The sequence below is a fragment of the Bacillus halotolerans genome (assembly GCF_004006435.1).
Lineage (GTDB): Bacteria > Bacillota > Bacilli > Bacillales > Bacillaceae > Bacillus > Bacillus halotolerans.
This window is the reverse complement of record NZ_CP029364.1, coordinates 1,847,501-1,862,401: the sequence shown is the minus strand read 5'-3', so window position 1 is coordinate 1,862,401 and position 14,901 is coordinate 1,847,501. Positions and strand designations below refer to the sequence as shown.

Annotated in this window: 19 protein-coding genes, 1 rRNA gene and 1 pseudogene (1 of these 21 running past the window's edge); 19 read left to right on the top strand and 2 right to left on the bottom strand. The window is 42.9% G+C overall.

The window, feature by feature from the left end:
- Nucleotides 1-80: 80 nt before the first annotated feature.
- The 17 genes and pseudogenes from DIC78_RS21815 to salA all read left to right on the top strand — a co-directional run.
- A pseudogene (locus tag DIC78_RS21815) lies at nucleotides 81-317 on the top strand (KOW domain-containing RNA-binding protein); the annotation flags it as partial.
- Complete coding sequence (infA, locus tag DIC78_RS09375; protein ID WP_003156508.1) at nucleotides 295-513, top strand: translation initiation factor IF-1; 219 nt, start codon at nucleotides 295-297, stop codon at nucleotides 511-513. The pseudogene DIC78_RS21815 and the gene infA, both read left to right, overlap by 23 nt.
- 33 nt (nucleotides 514-546) lie before the next feature.
- The gene (gene rpmJ, locus DIC78_RS09370) at nucleotides 547-660 is read left to right on the top strand and encodes a 50S ribosomal protein L36 (RefSeq protein WP_003156543.1); all 114 of its coding nucleotides are present in this window, start codon (nucleotides 547-549) and stop codon (nucleotides 658-660) included.
- 22 nt (nucleotides 661-682) lie between these two features.
- Nucleotides 683-1,048 carry a 30S ribosomal protein S13 gene (gene rpsM, locus DIC78_RS09365; protein ID WP_003156545.1) on the top strand — a complete coding sequence of 122 codons (366 nt, stop codon included), beginning with the start codon at nucleotides 683-685 and terminating at the stop codon, nucleotides 1,046-1,048.
- Between the two features lie 20 nt (nucleotides 1,049-1,068).
- Entirely contained in the window at nucleotides 1,069-1,464 is a 396-nt protein-coding gene (rpsK, locus tag DIC78_RS09360) for a 30S ribosomal protein S11 (RefSeq protein ID WP_010332782.1), read from the top strand.
- A gap of 176 nt (nucleotides 1,465-1,640) precedes the next feature.
- Nucleotides 1,641-2,585: a DNA-directed RNA polymerase subunit alpha gene (locus DIC78_RS09355; protein WP_010332783.1), complete on the top strand. Its 945-nt coding sequence runs from the start codon at nucleotides 1,641-1,643 to the stop codon at nucleotides 2,583-2,585.
- Between the two features lie 77 nt (nucleotides 2,586-2,662).
- A complete protein-coding gene (gene rplQ / locus DIC78_RS09350) occupies nucleotides 2,663-3,025 on the top strand; it encodes a 50S ribosomal protein L17 (protein WP_003225836.1) in 363 nt (120 codons plus the stop codon).
- Nucleotides 3,026-3,154: 129 nt separating this feature from the next.
- Entirely contained in the window at nucleotides 3,155-4,000 is an 846-nt protein-coding gene (locus DIC78_RS09345; protein WP_127696158.1) for an energy-coupling factor ABC transporter ATP-binding protein, read from the top strand.
- Complete coding sequence (locus DIC78_RS09340) at nucleotides 3,976-4,845, top strand: energy-coupling factor ABC transporter ATP-binding protein (RefSeq protein WP_127696156.1); 870 nt, start codon at nucleotides 3,976-3,978, stop codon at nucleotides 4,843-4,845. The genes DIC78_RS09345 and DIC78_RS09340 overlap by 25 nt, the downstream gene beginning before the upstream one ends.
- Nucleotides 4,842-5,639, top strand: a complete 798-nt coding sequence (locus tag DIC78_RS09335; RefSeq protein ID WP_127696154.1) for an energy-coupling factor transporter transmembrane component T family protein — start codon at nucleotides 4,842-4,844, stop codon at nucleotides 5,637-5,639. The genes DIC78_RS09340 and DIC78_RS09335 overlap by 4 nt, the downstream gene beginning before the upstream one ends.
- Before the next feature lie 9 nt (nucleotides 5,640-5,648).
- Nucleotides 5,649-6,392: a tRNA pseudouridine(38-40) synthase TruA gene (gene truA, locus DIC78_RS09330; protein WP_127696152.1), complete on the top strand. Its 744-nt coding sequence runs from the start codon at nucleotides 5,649-5,651 to the stop codon at nucleotides 6,390-6,392.
- Between the two features lie 161 nt (nucleotides 6,393-6,553).
- Entirely contained in the window at nucleotides 6,554-6,991 is a 438-nt protein-coding gene (gene rplM, locus DIC78_RS09325) for a 50S ribosomal protein L13 (RefSeq protein ID WP_003241966.1), read from the top strand.
- A gap of 20 nt (nucleotides 6,992-7,011) precedes the next feature.
- Entirely contained in the window at nucleotides 7,012-7,404 is a 393-nt protein-coding gene (gene rpsI, locus DIC78_RS09320; RefSeq protein WP_003225846.1) for a 30S ribosomal protein S9, read from the top strand.
- Between the two features lie 683 nt (nucleotides 7,405-8,087).
- Nucleotides 8,088-8,855: a class I SAM-dependent methyltransferase gene (locus DIC78_RS09315; RefSeq protein WP_095714778.1), complete on the top strand. Its 768-nt coding sequence runs from the start codon at nucleotides 8,088-8,090 to the stop codon at nucleotides 8,853-8,855.
- A 220-nt stretch (nucleotides 8,856-9,075) separates the two neighbouring features.
- Nucleotides 9,076-9,519, top strand: coding sequence for a YbaK family protein (locus DIC78_RS09310; RefSeq protein WP_044153396.1), 444 nt, complete (start codon nucleotides 9,076-9,078; stop codon nucleotides 9,517-9,519).
- A gap of 59 nt (nucleotides 9,520-9,578) precedes the next feature.
- Complete coding sequence (cwlD, locus tag DIC78_RS09305) at nucleotides 9,579-10,292, top strand: N-acetylmuramoyl-L-alanine amidase CwlD (protein ID WP_044153395.1); 714 nt, start codon at nucleotides 9,579-9,581, stop codon at nucleotides 10,290-10,292.
- A gap of 95 nt (nucleotides 10,293-10,387) precedes the next feature.
- Nucleotides 10,388-11,446: an iron-sulfur carrier protein/transcriptional regulator SalA gene (gene salA, locus DIC78_RS09300; RefSeq protein ID WP_127696151.1), complete on the top strand. Its 1,059-nt coding sequence runs from the start codon at nucleotides 10,388-10,390 to the stop codon at nucleotides 11,444-11,446.
- Between the two features lie 36 nt (nucleotides 11,447-11,482).
- Here salA and gerD read toward each other — a convergent pair whose 3' ends face one another.
- Entirely contained in the window at nucleotides 11,483-12,040 is a 558-nt protein-coding gene (gene gerD / locus DIC78_RS09295) for a spore germination lipoprotein GerD (protein ID WP_010332792.1), read from the bottom strand.
- A 109-nt stretch (nucleotides 12,041-12,149) separates the two neighbouring features.
- On the opposite strand from gerD, the gene kbaA reads away from it, so the two are divergent.
- Nucleotides 12,150-12,746, top strand: coding sequence for a KinB-signaling pathway activation protein (gene kbaA, locus DIC78_RS09290; protein WP_127696149.1), 597 nt, complete (start codon nucleotides 12,150-12,152; stop codon nucleotides 12,744-12,746).
- Nucleotide 12,747: 1 nt separating this feature from the next.
- Here kbaA and pdaB read toward each other — a convergent pair whose 3' ends face one another.
- A complete protein-coding gene (gene pdaB, locus DIC78_RS09285) occupies nucleotides 12,748-13,512 on the bottom strand; it encodes a polysaccharide deacetylase family sporulation protein PdaB (RefSeq protein WP_101861377.1) in 765 nt (254 codons plus the stop codon).
- A gap of 350 nt (nucleotides 13,513-13,862) precedes the next feature.
- On the opposite strand from pdaB, the gene DIC78_RS09280 reads away from it, so the two are divergent.
- Nucleotides 13,863-14,901: ribosomal RNA gene (locus DIC78_RS09280) — 16S ribosomal RNA — on the top strand; it runs 511 nt beyond the window's last position.

Below are 14,901 nucleotides of genomic sequence, written 5' to 3'. Positions count from 1 at the left end.
TTTTTCCGGCTTGATAGGGCAGAAGGTTCGGTTTAACATTGGCAGGAGCGAATTCATCTTGCCGTTGTCGGTGGAATTGTAATCATCATGTACTAATAGCAGACGGAGAAAAGCGTACATTTCATTCTCCTAAGAAATAGAATATCAATCATTTAACCCTTTATGATTGCGTATCTCCGGAAGTTCAGAACAGTATAAACGAAACAGGGCGTGTGACAAACGGAAAACTGAGATTTTCTCTTTTGAAATTTGTCAGAAAGCAAGTTACTGATTTGAAGAAGGGAGAACACTTGAATGGCGAAAGACGATGTAATTGAAGTGGAAGGTACGATAGTCGAAACATTGCCAAACGCGATGTTCAAAGTTGAACTCGAAAATGGACACACTGTTTTGGCTCACGTATCTGGTAAAATCCGCATGCACTTCATTCGCATTTTACCTGGAGACAAAGTTACGGTAGAATTATCTCCATATGACTTAACTCGTGGCAGGATTACGTACCGTTACAAATAAAGCACTCCGGAAACTGAAGGAGGTTGGAAACACATGAAAGTGAGACCATCAGTTAAACCAATCTGCGAAAAATGTAAAGTTATTCGCAGAAAAGGAAAAGTAATGGTGATCTGTGAAAATCCAAAGCATAAACAAAAACAAGGATAATTTATAAGGAGGTGCCCAGAGAATGGCTCGTATTGCTGGTGTAGATATCCCACGTGACAAACGTGTTGTTATTTCTTTAACATATGTCTTCGGAATTGGCCGCACAACGGCTCAGCAAGTCTTGAAAGAGGCTGGTGTTTCAGAAGATACTCGTGTGCGTGATCTTACTGAAGAAGAACTTGGTAAAATCCGTGATGTTATTGACAAACTGAAAGTAGAAGGTGACCTTCGCCGTGAAGTTTCTCTTAACATTAAGCGTCTGATCGAAATCGGAAGCTACCGCGGAATCCGTCATCGCAGAGGTTTGCCTGTTCGCGGACAAAACTCTAAAAACAATGCGCGTACTCGTAAAGGTCCGCGTCGTACTGTAGCTAACAAGAAAAAATAAGTAAGGGAGGTACCTAAACAATGGCTGCTGCTCGTAAATCTAACACGCGTAAACGTCGCGTGAAAAAGAATATTGAGTCTGGAATTGCTCATATTCGTTCAACTTTCAATAACACGATCGTTACGATCACTGACACTCATGGTAATGCTCTTTCTTGGTCTAGTGCCGGAGCTCTAGGATTCAGAGGTTCTCGTAAATCTACTCCTTTTGCTGCACAAATGGCTGCAGAAACAGCTGCTAAAGGTTCAATCGAACATGGACTTAAAACTCTTGAGGTTACTGTAAAAGGCCCTGGTTCAGGTCGTGAAGCTGCTATCCGTGCGCTTCAAGCTGCTGGATTAGAAGTCACTGCTATCAGAGACGTAACTCCTGTTCCTCATAACGGATGCCGTCCACCAAAACGTCGCCGCGTGTAATTTGTTTGTATAGATTTTGTGTCCCTGTCAATAATGGGTTATGATACAGTTATTTATTAAACGAATGCACCGACTCGTTGCCTGAGCACATACGGGACTAAACAATGGGGAATTTCGGATGGAATCTCATATGATTCTATTCGAGGTTTCGACGTTTTGAAGGAGGGTTTTAAGTAATGATCGAGATTGAAAAACCAAAAATCGAAACGGTTGAAATCAGCGACGATGCCAAATTTGGTAAGTTTGTCGTAGAGCCACTTGAGCGTGGATATGGTACAACTCTGGGTAACTCCTTACGTCGTATCCTCTTATCCTCACTCCCTGGTGCCGCTGTAACATCAATCCAGATAGATGGTGTACTGCACGAATTCTCGACAATTGAAGGCGTTGTGGAAGATGTTACAACGATTATCTTAAACATTAAAAAGCTTGCATTGAAAATCTACTCTGATGAAGAGAAGACGCTAGAAATTGATGTACAGGGTGATGGAACTGTAACAGCAGCTGATATTACACACGACAGTGATGTAGAGATCTTAAATCCTGATCTTCATATCGCGACTCTTGGTGAGAATGCGAGTTTCCGAGTTCGCCTTACTGCTCAAAGAGGACGTGGGTATACGCCTGCTGACGCAAACAAAAGAGACGATCAGCCTATCGGCGTGATTCCGATCGATTCAATCTATACGCCAGTTTCTCGTGTATCTTATCAAGTAGAGAACACTCGTGTAGGCCAGGTTGCAAACTATGACAAACTTACACTTGATGTTTGGACTGATGGAAGCACTGGACCTAAAGAAGCGATTGCGCTTGGTTCAAAGATTTTAACTGAACACCTTAATATATTCGTTGGTTTAACTGACGAAGCTCAGCATGCTGAAATCATGGTTGAAAAAGAAGAAGATCAAAAAGAGAAAGTTCTTGAAATGACGATTGAAGAATTGGATCTTTCTGTTCGTTCTTACAACTGCTTAAAGCGTGCGGGTATCAACACGGTTCAAGAGCTTGCGAACAAGACGGAAGAAGATATGATGAAAGTTCGTAATCTAGGACGTAAATCACTTGAAGAAGTGAAAGCGAAACTAGAAGAACTTGGACTCGGACTTCGCAAAGACGATTGACTAGTTTCCCTTGTGAACTAGGATTTTCGTGTGTTTATAATTCAGAAAAAGCATTCCAATAAAGGAGGGGACATCACATGTCATACAGAAAACTAGGACGTACGAGTGCACAGCGTAAGGCTATGCTTCGTGATCTTACAACTGATTTGATCATCAACGAAAGAATCGAAACAACTGAAACACGTGCGAAAGAACTTCGCTCTGTAGTTGAAAAAATGATCACGCTTGGCAAACGCGGTGATCTTCACGCTCGCCGTCAAGCTGCTGCATACATCCGCAACGAGGTTGCTAACGAAGAAAATAACCAAGATGCACTTCAAAAATTATTCTCTGACATTGCAACTCGTTACGAGGAGCGCCAAGGTGGATACACACGTATTATGAAGCTTGGTCCTCGCCGTGGTGACGGAGCACCAATGGCAATTATCGAATTGGTTTAATCACATATTTTTGTGTATCTAAAGAAGGGCGGGACAGTTTCTAACTGGATCTATGCCCTTTTTTTAGATACTGCAACTTTTTCAATAGAGAGACAAGCAGAGTATGAGCTGAGAGGAGGCCGGTTGTCCGTGAATCAAAATCAGTTGATATCGGTAGAGGATATCGTTTTTCGATATCGGAAAGACGCAGAAAGACGAGCACTAGATGGCGTCTCCCTGCAGGTGTATGAGGGTGAATGGCTTGCAATTGTAGGTCATAACGGTTCAGGGAAATCAACACTGGCCCGGGCATTGAATGGTTTAATCCTTCCTGAATCAGGCGACATAAAGGTTGCTGGAATTCAACTGACAGAAAAGTCAGTGTGGGAAGTGCGTAAGAAGATTGGAATGGTCTTTCAAAATCCGGATAACCAATTTGTCGGAACGACAGTTCGCGATGATGTGGCTTTTGGTTTAGAAAACAATGGTGTACCGCGGGAAGAAATGATTGAGAGAGTAGATTGGGCTGTCAAACAGGTCAACATGCAGGATTTTCTTGATCAAGAGCCGCACCATCTCTCCGGAGGCCAAAAGCAGAGAGTTGCGATAGCAGGGATTATTGCCGCACGTCCTGATATTATTATCTTAGATGAAGCAACATCCATGCTTGACCCGATCGGGCGAGAAGAAGTGCTTGAAACGGTAAGACATTTAAAAGAGCAAGGCATGGCAACTGTCATCTCGATTACACATGATCTGAATGAGGCAGCAAAAGCTGACAGAATCATTGTCATGAATGGCGGTAAGAAATATGCCGAGGGTACGCCTGAAGAAATTTTTAAATTGAATAAGGAACTTGTGCGAATCGGGCTTGATTTACCCTTCTCATTCCAGCTCAGCCAGCTCTTAAGAGAAAATGGACTGGCTTTGGAAGAAAATCATTTGACTCAGGAAGGGCTGGTGAACGAGCTATGGACATTACAATCAAAGATGTAGAGCATCGCTATCAGATAAAGACGCCGTTTGAGCGCCTTGCCCTGTATGATATCAATGCATCGATTAAGGAAGGCAGCTATGTGGCCGTAATAGGGCATACAGGCTCCGGTAAATCCACTCTTCTTCAGCACCTGAATGGTCTCCTGAAGCCTACAAAGGGGCATATTTCATTAGGCAGTACCGTTATACAGGCAGGAAAAAAGAATAAAGAGCTTAAATCCCTCCGAAAAAAAGTCGGAATCGTTTTCCAATTCCCCGAACATCAATTATTCGAAGAAACAGTTCTCAAAGATATTTCATTTGGACCGATGAACTTTGGTGTGAAAAAGGAAGACGCTGAACAAAAAGCGAGAGAGATGCTGAAGCTTGTAGGTTTATCTGAAGAGCTTCTGGACAGATCACCTTTTGAATTAAGCGGAGGACAAATGCGCAGGGTTGCAATTGCCGGGGTGCTTGCAATGGATCCTGAAGTGCTTGTTCTCGATGAGCCGACAGCAGGGCTGGATCCAAGAGGGCGAAAAGAGATCATGGACATGTTTTATGAGCTCCACCAACGGGGAAACCTGACGACAATTCTTGTCACCCACAGCATGGAAGATGCGGCTGCCTATGCTGATGAAATGATCGTGATGCATAAAGGAACTATCCAGGCATCAGGCAGTCCGCGAGACCTGTTCTCAAAAGGGGAAGAAATGGCCGGCTGGGGGCTGGATATTCCGGAAACGATTAAATTCCAAAGACAGCTGGAAGCCGCACTTGGTGTCAAATTTAAAGAACCTCTGCTCACAATAGAAGATGCCGCTGCTGAAATCCGTGCTCTTTTTCAGGGGGGAAAAACCTTATGATGGACAGCATGATTATCGGCAAGTATGTGCCGGGTTCATCGCTTGTGCACCGGCTTGATCCAAGAACAAAATTGGTTACGATCTTTTTGTTTGTCTGTATCGTTTTCCTGGCCAATAATGTGCAGACATATGCGGTGGTTGGTTTATTTACAGCAGGCGTTGTTTCCTTAACAAGAGTTCCTTTTTCCTTTTTGATGAAAGGGCTAAAGCCGATCATTTGGATTGTTCTTTTTACGTTCCTGCTTCATATTATCATGACACATGAAGGGCCGATCATTTTTGAACTTGGCTTTTTCAAGATCTATGAGGGCGGTTTGGTACAAGGGATCTTCATTTCCCTTAGGTTCGTCTATCTGATTTTAATGACAACTCTATTAACGCTGACAACAACACCTATTGAGATTACCGATGGGATGGAACAGCTGCTCAACCCATTTAAAAAATTGAAGCTTCCTGTTCATGAGCTGGCTCTTATGATGTCGATCTCTTTACGGTTTATCCCAACCTTGATGGAGGAGACAGATAAGATTATGAAGGCTCAGATGGCGAGAGGCGTTGATTTTACAAGCGGACCGCTTAAAGACAGAGTGAAGGCAATTGTGCCGCTGCTAGTCCCACTCTTTGTCAGTGCGTTTAAGCGTGCTGAAGAGCTTGCGGTTGCAATGGAAGCAAGAGGCTATCAAGGCGGAGAGGGCCGCACTAAATACAGAAAGCTTGTATGGACGGCAAAGGATACTTCTGTCATCGTCAGCTTGTTCATATTGGCTGCTCTGTTATTTTTCTTAAGGGCTTAGAGGTGCTTTATGAGACTGAAATGCACGATTTCTTATGACGGACATTTGTTTAAAGGATATCAAGTACAGCCGGGTAAAAGAACGGTTCAGGATGAGCTGGAGAAGGCGCTGGCTGTCCTGCATAAGTCAAAAGACAGAATCCCGGTCGTTTCCTCTGGAAGGACGGACAGCGGGGTTCATGCAGCCGGACAGGTGATTCATTTTGATACACCGCTCTCTATTCCAGCTGAGAAATGGCCATATGCTTTAAATGCACTGCTTCCGGATGATATTGCAGTCAAAACGGCAGAAATTGCGGATGATGGGTTCCATGCACGATTTAGCGCAGTTAAAAAGGAATATCGCTACTTTGTATACACGGAGAAACACCCGGACGTATTTAAACGGCATTACGCTTACCATTTTTCATATCGCCTCAATGTGCAGAACATGAGAGAAGCGGCAAAGCATCTTTTAGGAACACATGATTTTACAAGCTTTTGTGCGGCTAAAACGGAAGTGCAGGACAAAGTGAGAACGATTTACGAACTCGATTGGACTGAGACTGATGACGGCCTGCAAATGCGGATCACAGGCAGCGGTTTCCTATATAATATGGTCAGAATTATTGCGGGTACTTTGCTGGATGCAGGTATTGGAAAAATTTCTCCTGATGATGTGAAATCCATGCTGGAAGCGAAGGACCGCGAAGCAGCAGGGCGCACAGCACCGGGACACGGACTGTACTTATGGAACGTTTACTATGACAACTAAACCAGGTGTATAATATTTTCTTGACAGAGTCTGCATAAAGTTATAAGATATCATATGGTATGTATTTCAACCCCACGATAAGCCCCGGAACTTATTGTGTTGTGAAATAGAACGTAATCGAAGTTTATTGAAAATGACAGATCATTTAGGAGGGAAATTCAATGCGTACAACACCTATGGCTAACGCAAGTACTATTGAACGCAAGTGGTTAGTTGTTGATGCTGCTGGCAAGACTTTAGGTCGTCTTTCTTCAGAAGTTGCAGCTATCCTTCGCGGAAAACACAAACCAACTTACACACCACACGTTGATACTGGAGATCATGTGATCATCATCAACGCTGAAAAAATCGAGTTAACTGGTAAAAAGTTAACTGACAAAATCTACTACCGTCACACTCAACATCCAGGCGGATTAAAATCAAGAACTGCTCTTGAAATGCGTACAAACTACCCTGAGAAAATGCTTGAGCTTGCTATCAAAGGCATGCTTCCAAAAGGTTCTCTAGGTCGTCAAATGTTCAAAAAATTGAACGTATACCGTGGTTCTGAGCATCCACATGAAGCACAAAAACCTGAAGTTTACGAACTTCGCGGTTAATTAAAAAGGAGGTTACCAATTTGGCACAGGTTCAATATTACGGTACTGGCCGTCGTAAAAGCTCTGTAGCGCGTGTGCGCTTAGTTCCAGGAGAAGGTCGTATCGTCGTTAATAATCGTGAAATCAGCGAGCACATCCCATCTCCAGCTCTAATCGAAGATATCAAACAACCATTAACTTTGACTGAAACAGCTGGAACTTATGATGTTTTAGTAAACGTACATGGAGGCGGCTTATCTGGTCAAGCTGGAGCAATCCGTCATGGTATCGCTCGTGCTTTGCTTGAAGCAGATCCAGAATACCGTGCAACACTTAAACGTGCAGGTCTTCTGACTCGTGACGCTCGTATGAAAGAACGTAAAAAATACGGTCTTAAAGGCGCTCGTCGTGCACCTCAGTTCTCAAAACGTTAATTTTACGTTTCACAAAGCTCTCAACCATGGGTTGGGGGCTTTTTTTATTTTCTTTTAAGAATTAAAGCAGAAGCGATTAAACAGGCATCCTTTTTTTGCTTTATAAAACGATCGTCTTTAAATGCCGGTCTTTCTCACAAGGTTTCGAATAGTTTAACCTCAGCTCCAGCACAAAATATGTCACCTTTCAATTCAATGCTTCAATGATCTATCTTGAGCCCCTGTTAATTCAAGCGCGTGCTATTCTATGACTGGTGTATCTGCATCTTGATAAATAGAGCGCATCTGCGTGCTCCATTCAAACGTCCTTTGCAAATGGCATACGCATTTATTCGCTAAAATGGTTTGTTATCACAAATTGAAGGATTTTCAACTCGTTTTTGGAAACACGGAACCGTTCAAATACCAATTCGCATCGCAGAAAGAAACGTCTAGTGCTGAAGTGAGTCTTACATAAGTGTTCAAATGCCATAGGGTAATGAAAAGCGTAATGCCGGCATCAAGTGCTTTGTCATTAATTTGATTTGAAAAAGTGATATTATAATCACTAGCAATAAAATCACATATCTCCTTTGTTAATTTATTGCGGTTTTATGAATTTTTTTCCGAATATGCAAAGGGAAAGCGGTATCAATCTAGAAATATTTGTTATACTCTAAACATTAAAGTAAGGAGAACGATTCATGAATGCGTTAGTAGATCATAATAGCAAAGCCTGGGATCAAAAAGTAGAGACAGGCAATGAATGGACTGTTGCTGTAGAGCGGCATGTCATTGAACAAGCGAAAAAAGGGAATTGGGATATAAGGTTAACACCTATTAAAAATGTGCCAAAGGATTGGTTTCCTCCTGTAAAAGGCTTGAAGGTGCTTTGTTTGGCTTCAGGAGGCGGACAGCAGGCCCCGGTTTTAGCGGCAGCCGGAGCGGATGTCACCGTCTTAGATAACTCAGAACAGCAGCTTGGACAGGACAGAATGGTTGCTGATCGCGACGGCTTGACCATACGCACCGTGAAAGGAAGTATGGATGATCTCAGTCAATTTGAAGATGAATCATTTGATTTCATCGTACATCCAGTTGCCAATGTTTTTGTTGAAGATATCCTGCCGGTTTGGAAAGAAGCGCACCGCGTGCTGAAAAGAAATGGCGTTTTAATTTCAGGATTTGTTAATCCAGTTGTTTTTCTGTTTGACATTGAATTAGAAGAGCAGGGCGTTTTAAAAGTAAAGCACTCTATTCCATACGCCGACTCAGAAGATCTTCCAAAACATAAGGTGAAAAAGCTGATTGAAAATAATGAAGCTCTGGAATTCGGGCATTCCTTAGAAGACCAAATTAAGGGACAGCTCGATGCCGGTTTTATTGTCACTGGTTTTTATGAAGATAAAGGCGGTTTTGTATTGGATCAATACATTAATACATATTCTGCAACAAGAAGCATTAAAGTATGAAGGCAGCAACCTATTAGAGGGAGCTGCCTTTTATTATTGTGCTGCCTCTGCTCTCATGAACGAACATAAGTTCCTACCTCCGCAGAAAGCTGCTTTTTTTACACTCTTTTTAATATGTTCAAGTTATCGACACCTTCATTTGGGCGAATTTCCAACCGAATTTGGGCATGGTTTCACCTCCCAAACCTCAAAATAACCGGTAAAAGGAGAGTGAATTTGTATGGCAGAGGTACTGTCTTTTATGGATGTGAAACGCCAAAAGGATTTTGAATTAGAAAAAAACTTGCTCAAAGAACTCTCACTTAGACAAATCATTCAGTCTGTAAAGGCATGTCTTACTCCATTATTTCCATTTTTGCAGGATGAAAGGGACGTTATTAGTGAAGGCTGTATTGATTTTGCGATAGAAGCTTATTTGTTAGGCGGGCGTTTCGGGGTTTTCGGGTATTATGGAGAATCTATGCAAAGTGTTAGTGCCCGCTCTGCAAGGGAAGAAGAAGAGCTTCGTATGGAGTTTTTTGAATACCTTTATCATTGGACACATGAGCAATACGCAACGTTTGATAAAAACACAGTTTATGAAGCTGCACGAAAATTCATCAAAGACTGGTGGACAGAAGGGTTTGTCCAAAGAGAAAAACAATGTAAGCTTCGCATGCGTTAATCATATTTCCCGACCCTGTCCCATACTTATGTAATAACGGACAAGCGGGAGGGGAAGGGATGAGGAAAAAGCTTAAATGGCTCAGTTTTATGCTAGGCTTCATCGTATTACTGTTTCTATTCAAGTATCAATTCAGCAATAACGATTCTTGGAATCCGTGGAGTCTGCCTTTGAGCGGAAAAATTATTTATCTTGATCCAGGTCATGGCGGGCCTGATGGAGGGGCAGTGGGCGGCAAGCTGTTAGAGAAGGATATAACCCTGGAAGTGGCTTTCAGAGTCAGGGATTATCTTCAGGAACAAGGGGCCTTAGTGATTATGACTAGAGAAAGTGACACCGATCTAGCTCCTGAAGGGACAAGAGGCTATAGTAAACGAAAAGCGGAAGACTTAAGACAGCGAGTAAACTTAATTAACAATTCAGAGGCTGAGCTCTACCTTAGCATTCATCTTAATGCGATCCCGTCACAAAAATGGAGCGGAGCCCAAAGCTTTTATTACGGAAAATACGAGGAAAACGAGAAAATTGCAAAATACATTCAGGATGAGTTGAGAACAAACCTGGAGAATACAACCCGAAAAGCAAAGAGAATTCATGGTATTTACTTAATGCAAAACGTCACAAAACCAGGTGCGCTTGTGGAAGTCGGTTTTTTATCCAATCCTGGAGAAGCAAAGATGCTGGGGAAACCGAAATATCAGGACAAAGTGGCATCTTCCATATATAAAGGAATATTGAGATACTTTACAGAAAAAGGCGACCCTCCGGAGTAAAGGAGGGTTTTCTCATGGTTCTAAGCAAAAGACACCTGCTGTTTATGTATGATATAATAATGTTTGTAAACGAATACACAAAAGGGTGAGGTTCGATGATAAGAGAAGATGAAGTAAGAAAACTAGTCGGTGAAATGCGCGAACCTTTTCTTCAAAGACCTCTGGGAGAATTGGATGCCGTTAAGGAAGTAAAAATAAAGCCTGAAAAACGGCATGTCAGTGTAAAAGTGGCTCTTGCAAAAACCGGAACAGCAGAACAAATGCAGGTTCAGCAAGAAATCGTAAATGTCTTAAAAGGGGCAGGCGCTGAGACGGTAGGCCTTCGATTTGAAGAGCTGCCTGAAGAAACAGTTGCGAAATTTCGGGCGCCGTCAACAGAGAACAAAACATTGTTAAATATGGATAACCCGCCGGTTTTCCTTGCTGTAGCGAGCGGAAAAGGCGGAGTAGGCAAATCAACTGTGTCAGTGAACCTTGCTATTTCTCTGGCTCGGCTTGGGAAAAAGGTCGGTTTAATTGACGCGGATATCTACGGCTTTAGTGTGCCGGATATGATGGGCATTACAGTGCGTCCAACAATTGAAGGAGACAAACTGCTTCCTGTTGAACGCTTCGGTGTAAAGGTCATGTCGATGGGTTTCTTCGTTGAAGAAAATGCTCCTGTCGTCTGGAGAGGGCCAATGCTGGGCAAGATGCTCAACAACTTTTTCCACGAAGTAGAATGGGGAGAAGTAGACTATATCGTTCTCGATCTTCCGCCTGGAACAGGGGACGTCGCACTTGATGTACATACGATGCTTCCGAGCAGTAAAGAAATTATCGTATCAACGCCGCACCCGACTGCAGCCTTTGTTGCGGCCAGAGCGGGGTCTATGGCTATTAAAACAGATCATGAGGTCGTTGGCGTCATAGAGAACATGGCTTATTATGAAAGTGCAAAGACCGGGGAAAGAGAATATGTCTTTGGCAAAGGCGGCGGAGATAAACTTGCTGAGGAGCTTAAAGTGCCTTTGCTCGGCAGAATACCGTTAAAACAGCCTGATTGGGATAAAGACCAATTTGCTCCGTCTGTTTATGACGAAAGCCATTCAATCGGTGAAATATATCATGACATTGCAAAAAAAGTCGTTGAAAAAATGGAAGTGCAAATATAAAAAGGCGAACCGGGATTTTTTGATCCCGGCTTCCCTTTACTCACCTTCTTTAGCGGTTTCTGCTGCTGCTTTTTTCAGTTCATCTTCGAACTGTTTTTTGTAAAGCGGACTAGAAAGTGTTTCGGTAATTACTTGTTCTAAATAACTGCGGAATTCTTGGCTTTTTGCCAGTTCGCTGTATTTTTTATTCATTCCCGGGTCCTGCATAACACTCATCAGCATTTTCTGGTAATCCGGATCCTTCATCAGCTTTTTAATTACTTTTTCATGCTCTGTTTGAAGGGTTTTAGCAAAGCTTTCCGCAAATTCAGTGTCTTCAAAGATGTTTTTCCAAAAATCCGCACCTTTTTTAGAGGTGAGTGTTTTTTCTATTGTTCCTTTAATGGCATCCTGATCAATCACCAGTGCTTCATTCATCGCATCATCGTTTAATAATTCCTTAATTGCTTTCTTTCCATCATCTGTTTTTAATATATCAACAACCATTTTTTTGGTCTGATCATAATCCATATCCGCTGCTTGGTCTTTTGGAGCGCAAGCTGTTACAGATAATATCAAAAAACAGCCCATCAATAGCGTTTTGGCTTTTGACATGCTTAAGCTCCTTTCACATACTTATCTTACTTTTAATATGATTCATCCGGTTGGAATTATACATAACAAAATATCGCGATCTGCGATTTTTGAGGGGTTGAATAAAGAAATGAAAAGCCGTGGCTTAGTTCGTTTTTTCTTTTCTATTTTAGCTGTCGGAGCGGTTGTCACAAGTGTTGTGGGTTTTGCTTTAAAATGGGGGGGATATAAGGAGCTGTTTCTGAATTTTGAAGCAGGCCAGATTTTCTCTGTTTTATTTTGGTTTATCGGTGTCGGCATGATTTTTAGTGTCATCAGTCAAATGGGTTTTTTCGTGTTTTTAACAGTTCACCGGTTTGCACTCGAAATATTAAGATCTTCATCATTATGGAATTTATTGCAGCTGTTTTTCATCCTGTTTGTCGCTTTTGATTTAATGTACGTGCGGTTTTTATTTTTCGGAGATAGAGGAGAGTCAATGGCTGGCTATGCGTGGCTGCCGTTATTTTTATTGATCTTCGGTTTGCTTACCGCGTTTTTAAAACAAAAGCAGTCCTCAAAGAAAACGTTTGTGTCATCATTATTTTTAATGGTTGTGATCACTGCATTGGAATGGTTTCCTGCGCTCAGAGTAAATGATGAGGACTGGCTTTACTTAATGCTCTTTCCGTTAATGGCGTGTAATGCTTTTCAATTGCTGATGCTGCCGAAGTTTGCAGAGAAATAATTTATTTTACTTCGGCGGATTTTGCATCTGTGTTTGCAATGAGATCTCCCACGTTGACATTTTTTAAACCTTTTTCTCTCATATGATGGATAATCTCAGGCAGGGCCTCTTCTGTTTGTTTAGCTGAGTCTGAGGCGTGTAAAAGAATAATGTCTCCTCCTGAAACTTGACGGTTTACATTATCGACGATTTTTTCAACGCCTGGATTCGTCCAGTCATGGGAGTTCACACTATAGTGAACGACTGTATAGTTATACTGCTTTGCGATTGATAGGACATTTTTATTGAACTGACCGGTAGGAGGTCTTAGGAGCCGTATGTCTTTGATTCCTAATTTTTCAAAGGCAGTCCGCGCACGGTTAATGTCCTTTTTTATTTCACTATCCTCTAGATTGGCATAGTTTTTATAAGCATAACCCATACTTCCTATTTGATGGCCGTCCTTTACAATGCGAGCCACCGTGTCCGGGTGGCGCTCGGCCCAAGAAGCGGAAAGAAAAAACGTCGCGTTTTTGATGCCGTTGGTTTTCAGGGTATTAAGAATAGGCTCGGCTTTCTCATCGCCCCAGCTGATATCAAAGGTAAGAGCAATGTCTTTTGAATCTGTTTCTCCTTTATAAATGGCTTTCGGTCCGCTGTCAGTCGAAAACACAGGGAGCGGGACAGCTCTTTGGATATAAAAAAAGCTGGCTGCAGCAAATGCGGCGATAAGTATAATGATAAATTGTTTAACGCGTTTTATGTGCCACACATAGAAGTGATTCACTGATGATGCCTCCTTATCTTGTCCATCTTTCTTGTGTTACATCTTATGTGCCTGGCCAAACGAATATAACTGATAAAAAGTCTCTTTAAAACAGATTAAATTAGTTATTGACCATTTGATAATATCCGTGTTATATTATTATTCGTCGCTGATGAACAGCTGACAACAAATAAAAGCTTCATTAACCTTTTAAAAAGGTGTTGACTTAAAAGAAGCTGGATGTTATAGTAATAAAGCTGCTTCGTTAAGCGGCATAAATGATCTTTGAAAACTAAACAAGACAAAACGTACCTGTTAATTCAAGTTTTAATATAAATCGCACAGCGATGTGCGTAGTCAGTCAAACTACTTTATCGGAGAGTTTGATCCTGGCTCAGGACGAACGCTGGCGGCGTGCCTAATACATGCAAGTCGAGCGGACAGATGGGAGCTTGCTCCCTGATGTTAGCGGCGGACGGGTGAGTAACACGTGGGTAACCTGCCTGTAAGACTGGGATAACTCCGGGAAACCGGGGCTAATACCGGATGCTTGTTTGAACCGCATGGTTCAAACATAAAAGGTGGCTTCGGCTACCACTTACAGATGGACCCGCGGCGCATTAGCTAGTTGGTGAGGTAATGGCTCACCAAGGCAACGATGCGTAGCCGACCTGAGAGGGTGATCGGCCACACTGGGACTGAGACACGGCCCAGACTCCTACGGGAGGCAGCAGTAGGGAATCTTCCGCAATGGACGAAAGTCTGACGGAGCAACGCCGCGTGAGTGATGAAGGTTTTCGGATCGTAAAGCTCTGTTGTTAGGGAAGAACAAGTACCGTTCGAATAGGGCGGTACCTTGACGGTACCTAACCAGAAAGCCACGGCTAACTACGTGCCAGCAGCCGCGGTAATACGTAGGTGGCAAGCGTTGTCCGGAATTATTGGGCGTAAAGGGCTCGCAGGCGGTTCCTTAAGTCTGATGTGAAAGCCCCCGGCTCAACCGGGGAGGGTCATTGGAAACTGGGGAACTTGAGTGCAGAAGAGGAGAGTGGAATTCCACGTGTAGCGGTGAAATGCGTAGAGATGTGGAGGAACACCAGTGGCGAAGGCGACTCTCTGGTCTGTAACTGACGCTGAGGAGCGAAAGCGTGGGGAGCGAACAGGATTAGATACCCTGGTAGTCCACGCCGTAAACGATGAGTGCTAAGTGTTAGGGGGTTTCCGCCCCTTAGTGCTGCAGCTAACGCATTAAGCACTCCGCCTGGGGAGTACGGTCGCAAGACTGAAACTCAAAGGAATTGACGGGGGCCCGCACAAGCGGTGGAGCATGTGGTTTAATTCGAAGCAACGCGAAGAACCTTACCAGGTCTTGACATCCTCTGACAATCCTAGAGATAGGACGTCCCCTTC

What these genes read in the sequence shown, in the direction of transcription:
- infA (WP_003156508.1), top strand. Translation starts at nt 295, where the DNA reads ATGGCGAAAGACGATGTAATTGAAGTGGAAGGTACGATAGTCGAAACA.
- rpmJ (WP_003156543.1), top strand. Translation starts at nt 547, where the DNA reads ATGAAAGTGAGACCATCAGTTAAACCAATCTGCGAAAAATGTAAAGTT.
- rpsM (WP_003156545.1), top strand. Translation starts at nt 683, where the DNA reads ATGGCTCGTATTGCTGGTGTAGATATCCCACGTGACAAACGTGTTGTT.
- rpsK (WP_010332782.1), top strand. Translation starts at nt 1,069, where the DNA reads ATGGCTGCTGCTCGTAAATCTAACACGCGTAAACGTCGCGTGAAAAAG.
- DIC78_RS09355 (WP_010332783.1), top strand. Translation starts at nt 1,641, where the DNA reads ATGATCGAGATTGAAAAACCAAAAATCGAAACGGTTGAAATCAGCGAC.
- rplQ (WP_003225836.1), top strand. Translation starts at nt 2,663, where the DNA reads ATGTCATACAGAAAACTAGGACGTACGAGTGCACAGCGTAAGGCTATG.
- DIC78_RS09340 (WP_127696156.1), top strand. Translation starts at nt 3,976, where the DNA reads ATGGACATTACAATCAAAGATGTAGAGCATCGCTATCAGATAAAGACG.
- DIC78_RS09335 (WP_127696154.1), top strand. Translation starts at nt 4,842, where the DNA reads ATGATGGACAGCATGATTATCGGCAAGTATGTGCCGGGTTCATCGCTT.
- truA (WP_127696152.1), top strand. Translation starts at nt 5,649, where the DNA reads ATGAGACTGAAATGCACGATTTCTTATGACGGACATTTGTTTAAAGGA.
- rplM (WP_003241966.1), top strand. Translation starts at nt 6,554, where the DNA reads ATGCGTACAACACCTATGGCTAACGCAAGTACTATTGAACGCAAGTGG.
- DIC78_RS09315 (WP_095714778.1), top strand. Translation starts at nt 8,088, where the DNA reads ATGAATGCGTTAGTAGATCATAATAGCAAAGCCTGGGATCAAAAAGTA.
- DIC78_RS09310 (WP_044153396.1), top strand. Translation starts at nt 9,076, where the DNA reads ATGGCAGAGGTACTGTCTTTTATGGATGTGAAACGCCAAAAGGATTTT.
- cwlD (WP_044153395.1), top strand. Translation starts at nt 9,579, where the DNA reads ATGAGGAAAAAGCTTAAATGGCTCAGTTTTATGCTAGGCTTCATCGTA.
- salA (WP_127696151.1), top strand. Translation starts at nt 10,388, where the DNA reads ATGATAAGAGAAGATGAAGTAAGAAAACTAGTCGGTGAAATGCGCGAA.
- gerD (WP_010332792.1), bottom strand. Translation starts at nt 12,040, where the DNA reads ATGTCAAAAGCCAAAACGCTATTGATGGGCTGTTTTTTGATATTATCT.
- kbaA (WP_127696149.1), top strand. Translation starts at nt 12,150, where the DNA reads ATGAAAAGCCGTGGCTTAGTTCGTTTTTTCTTTTCTATTTTAGCTGTC.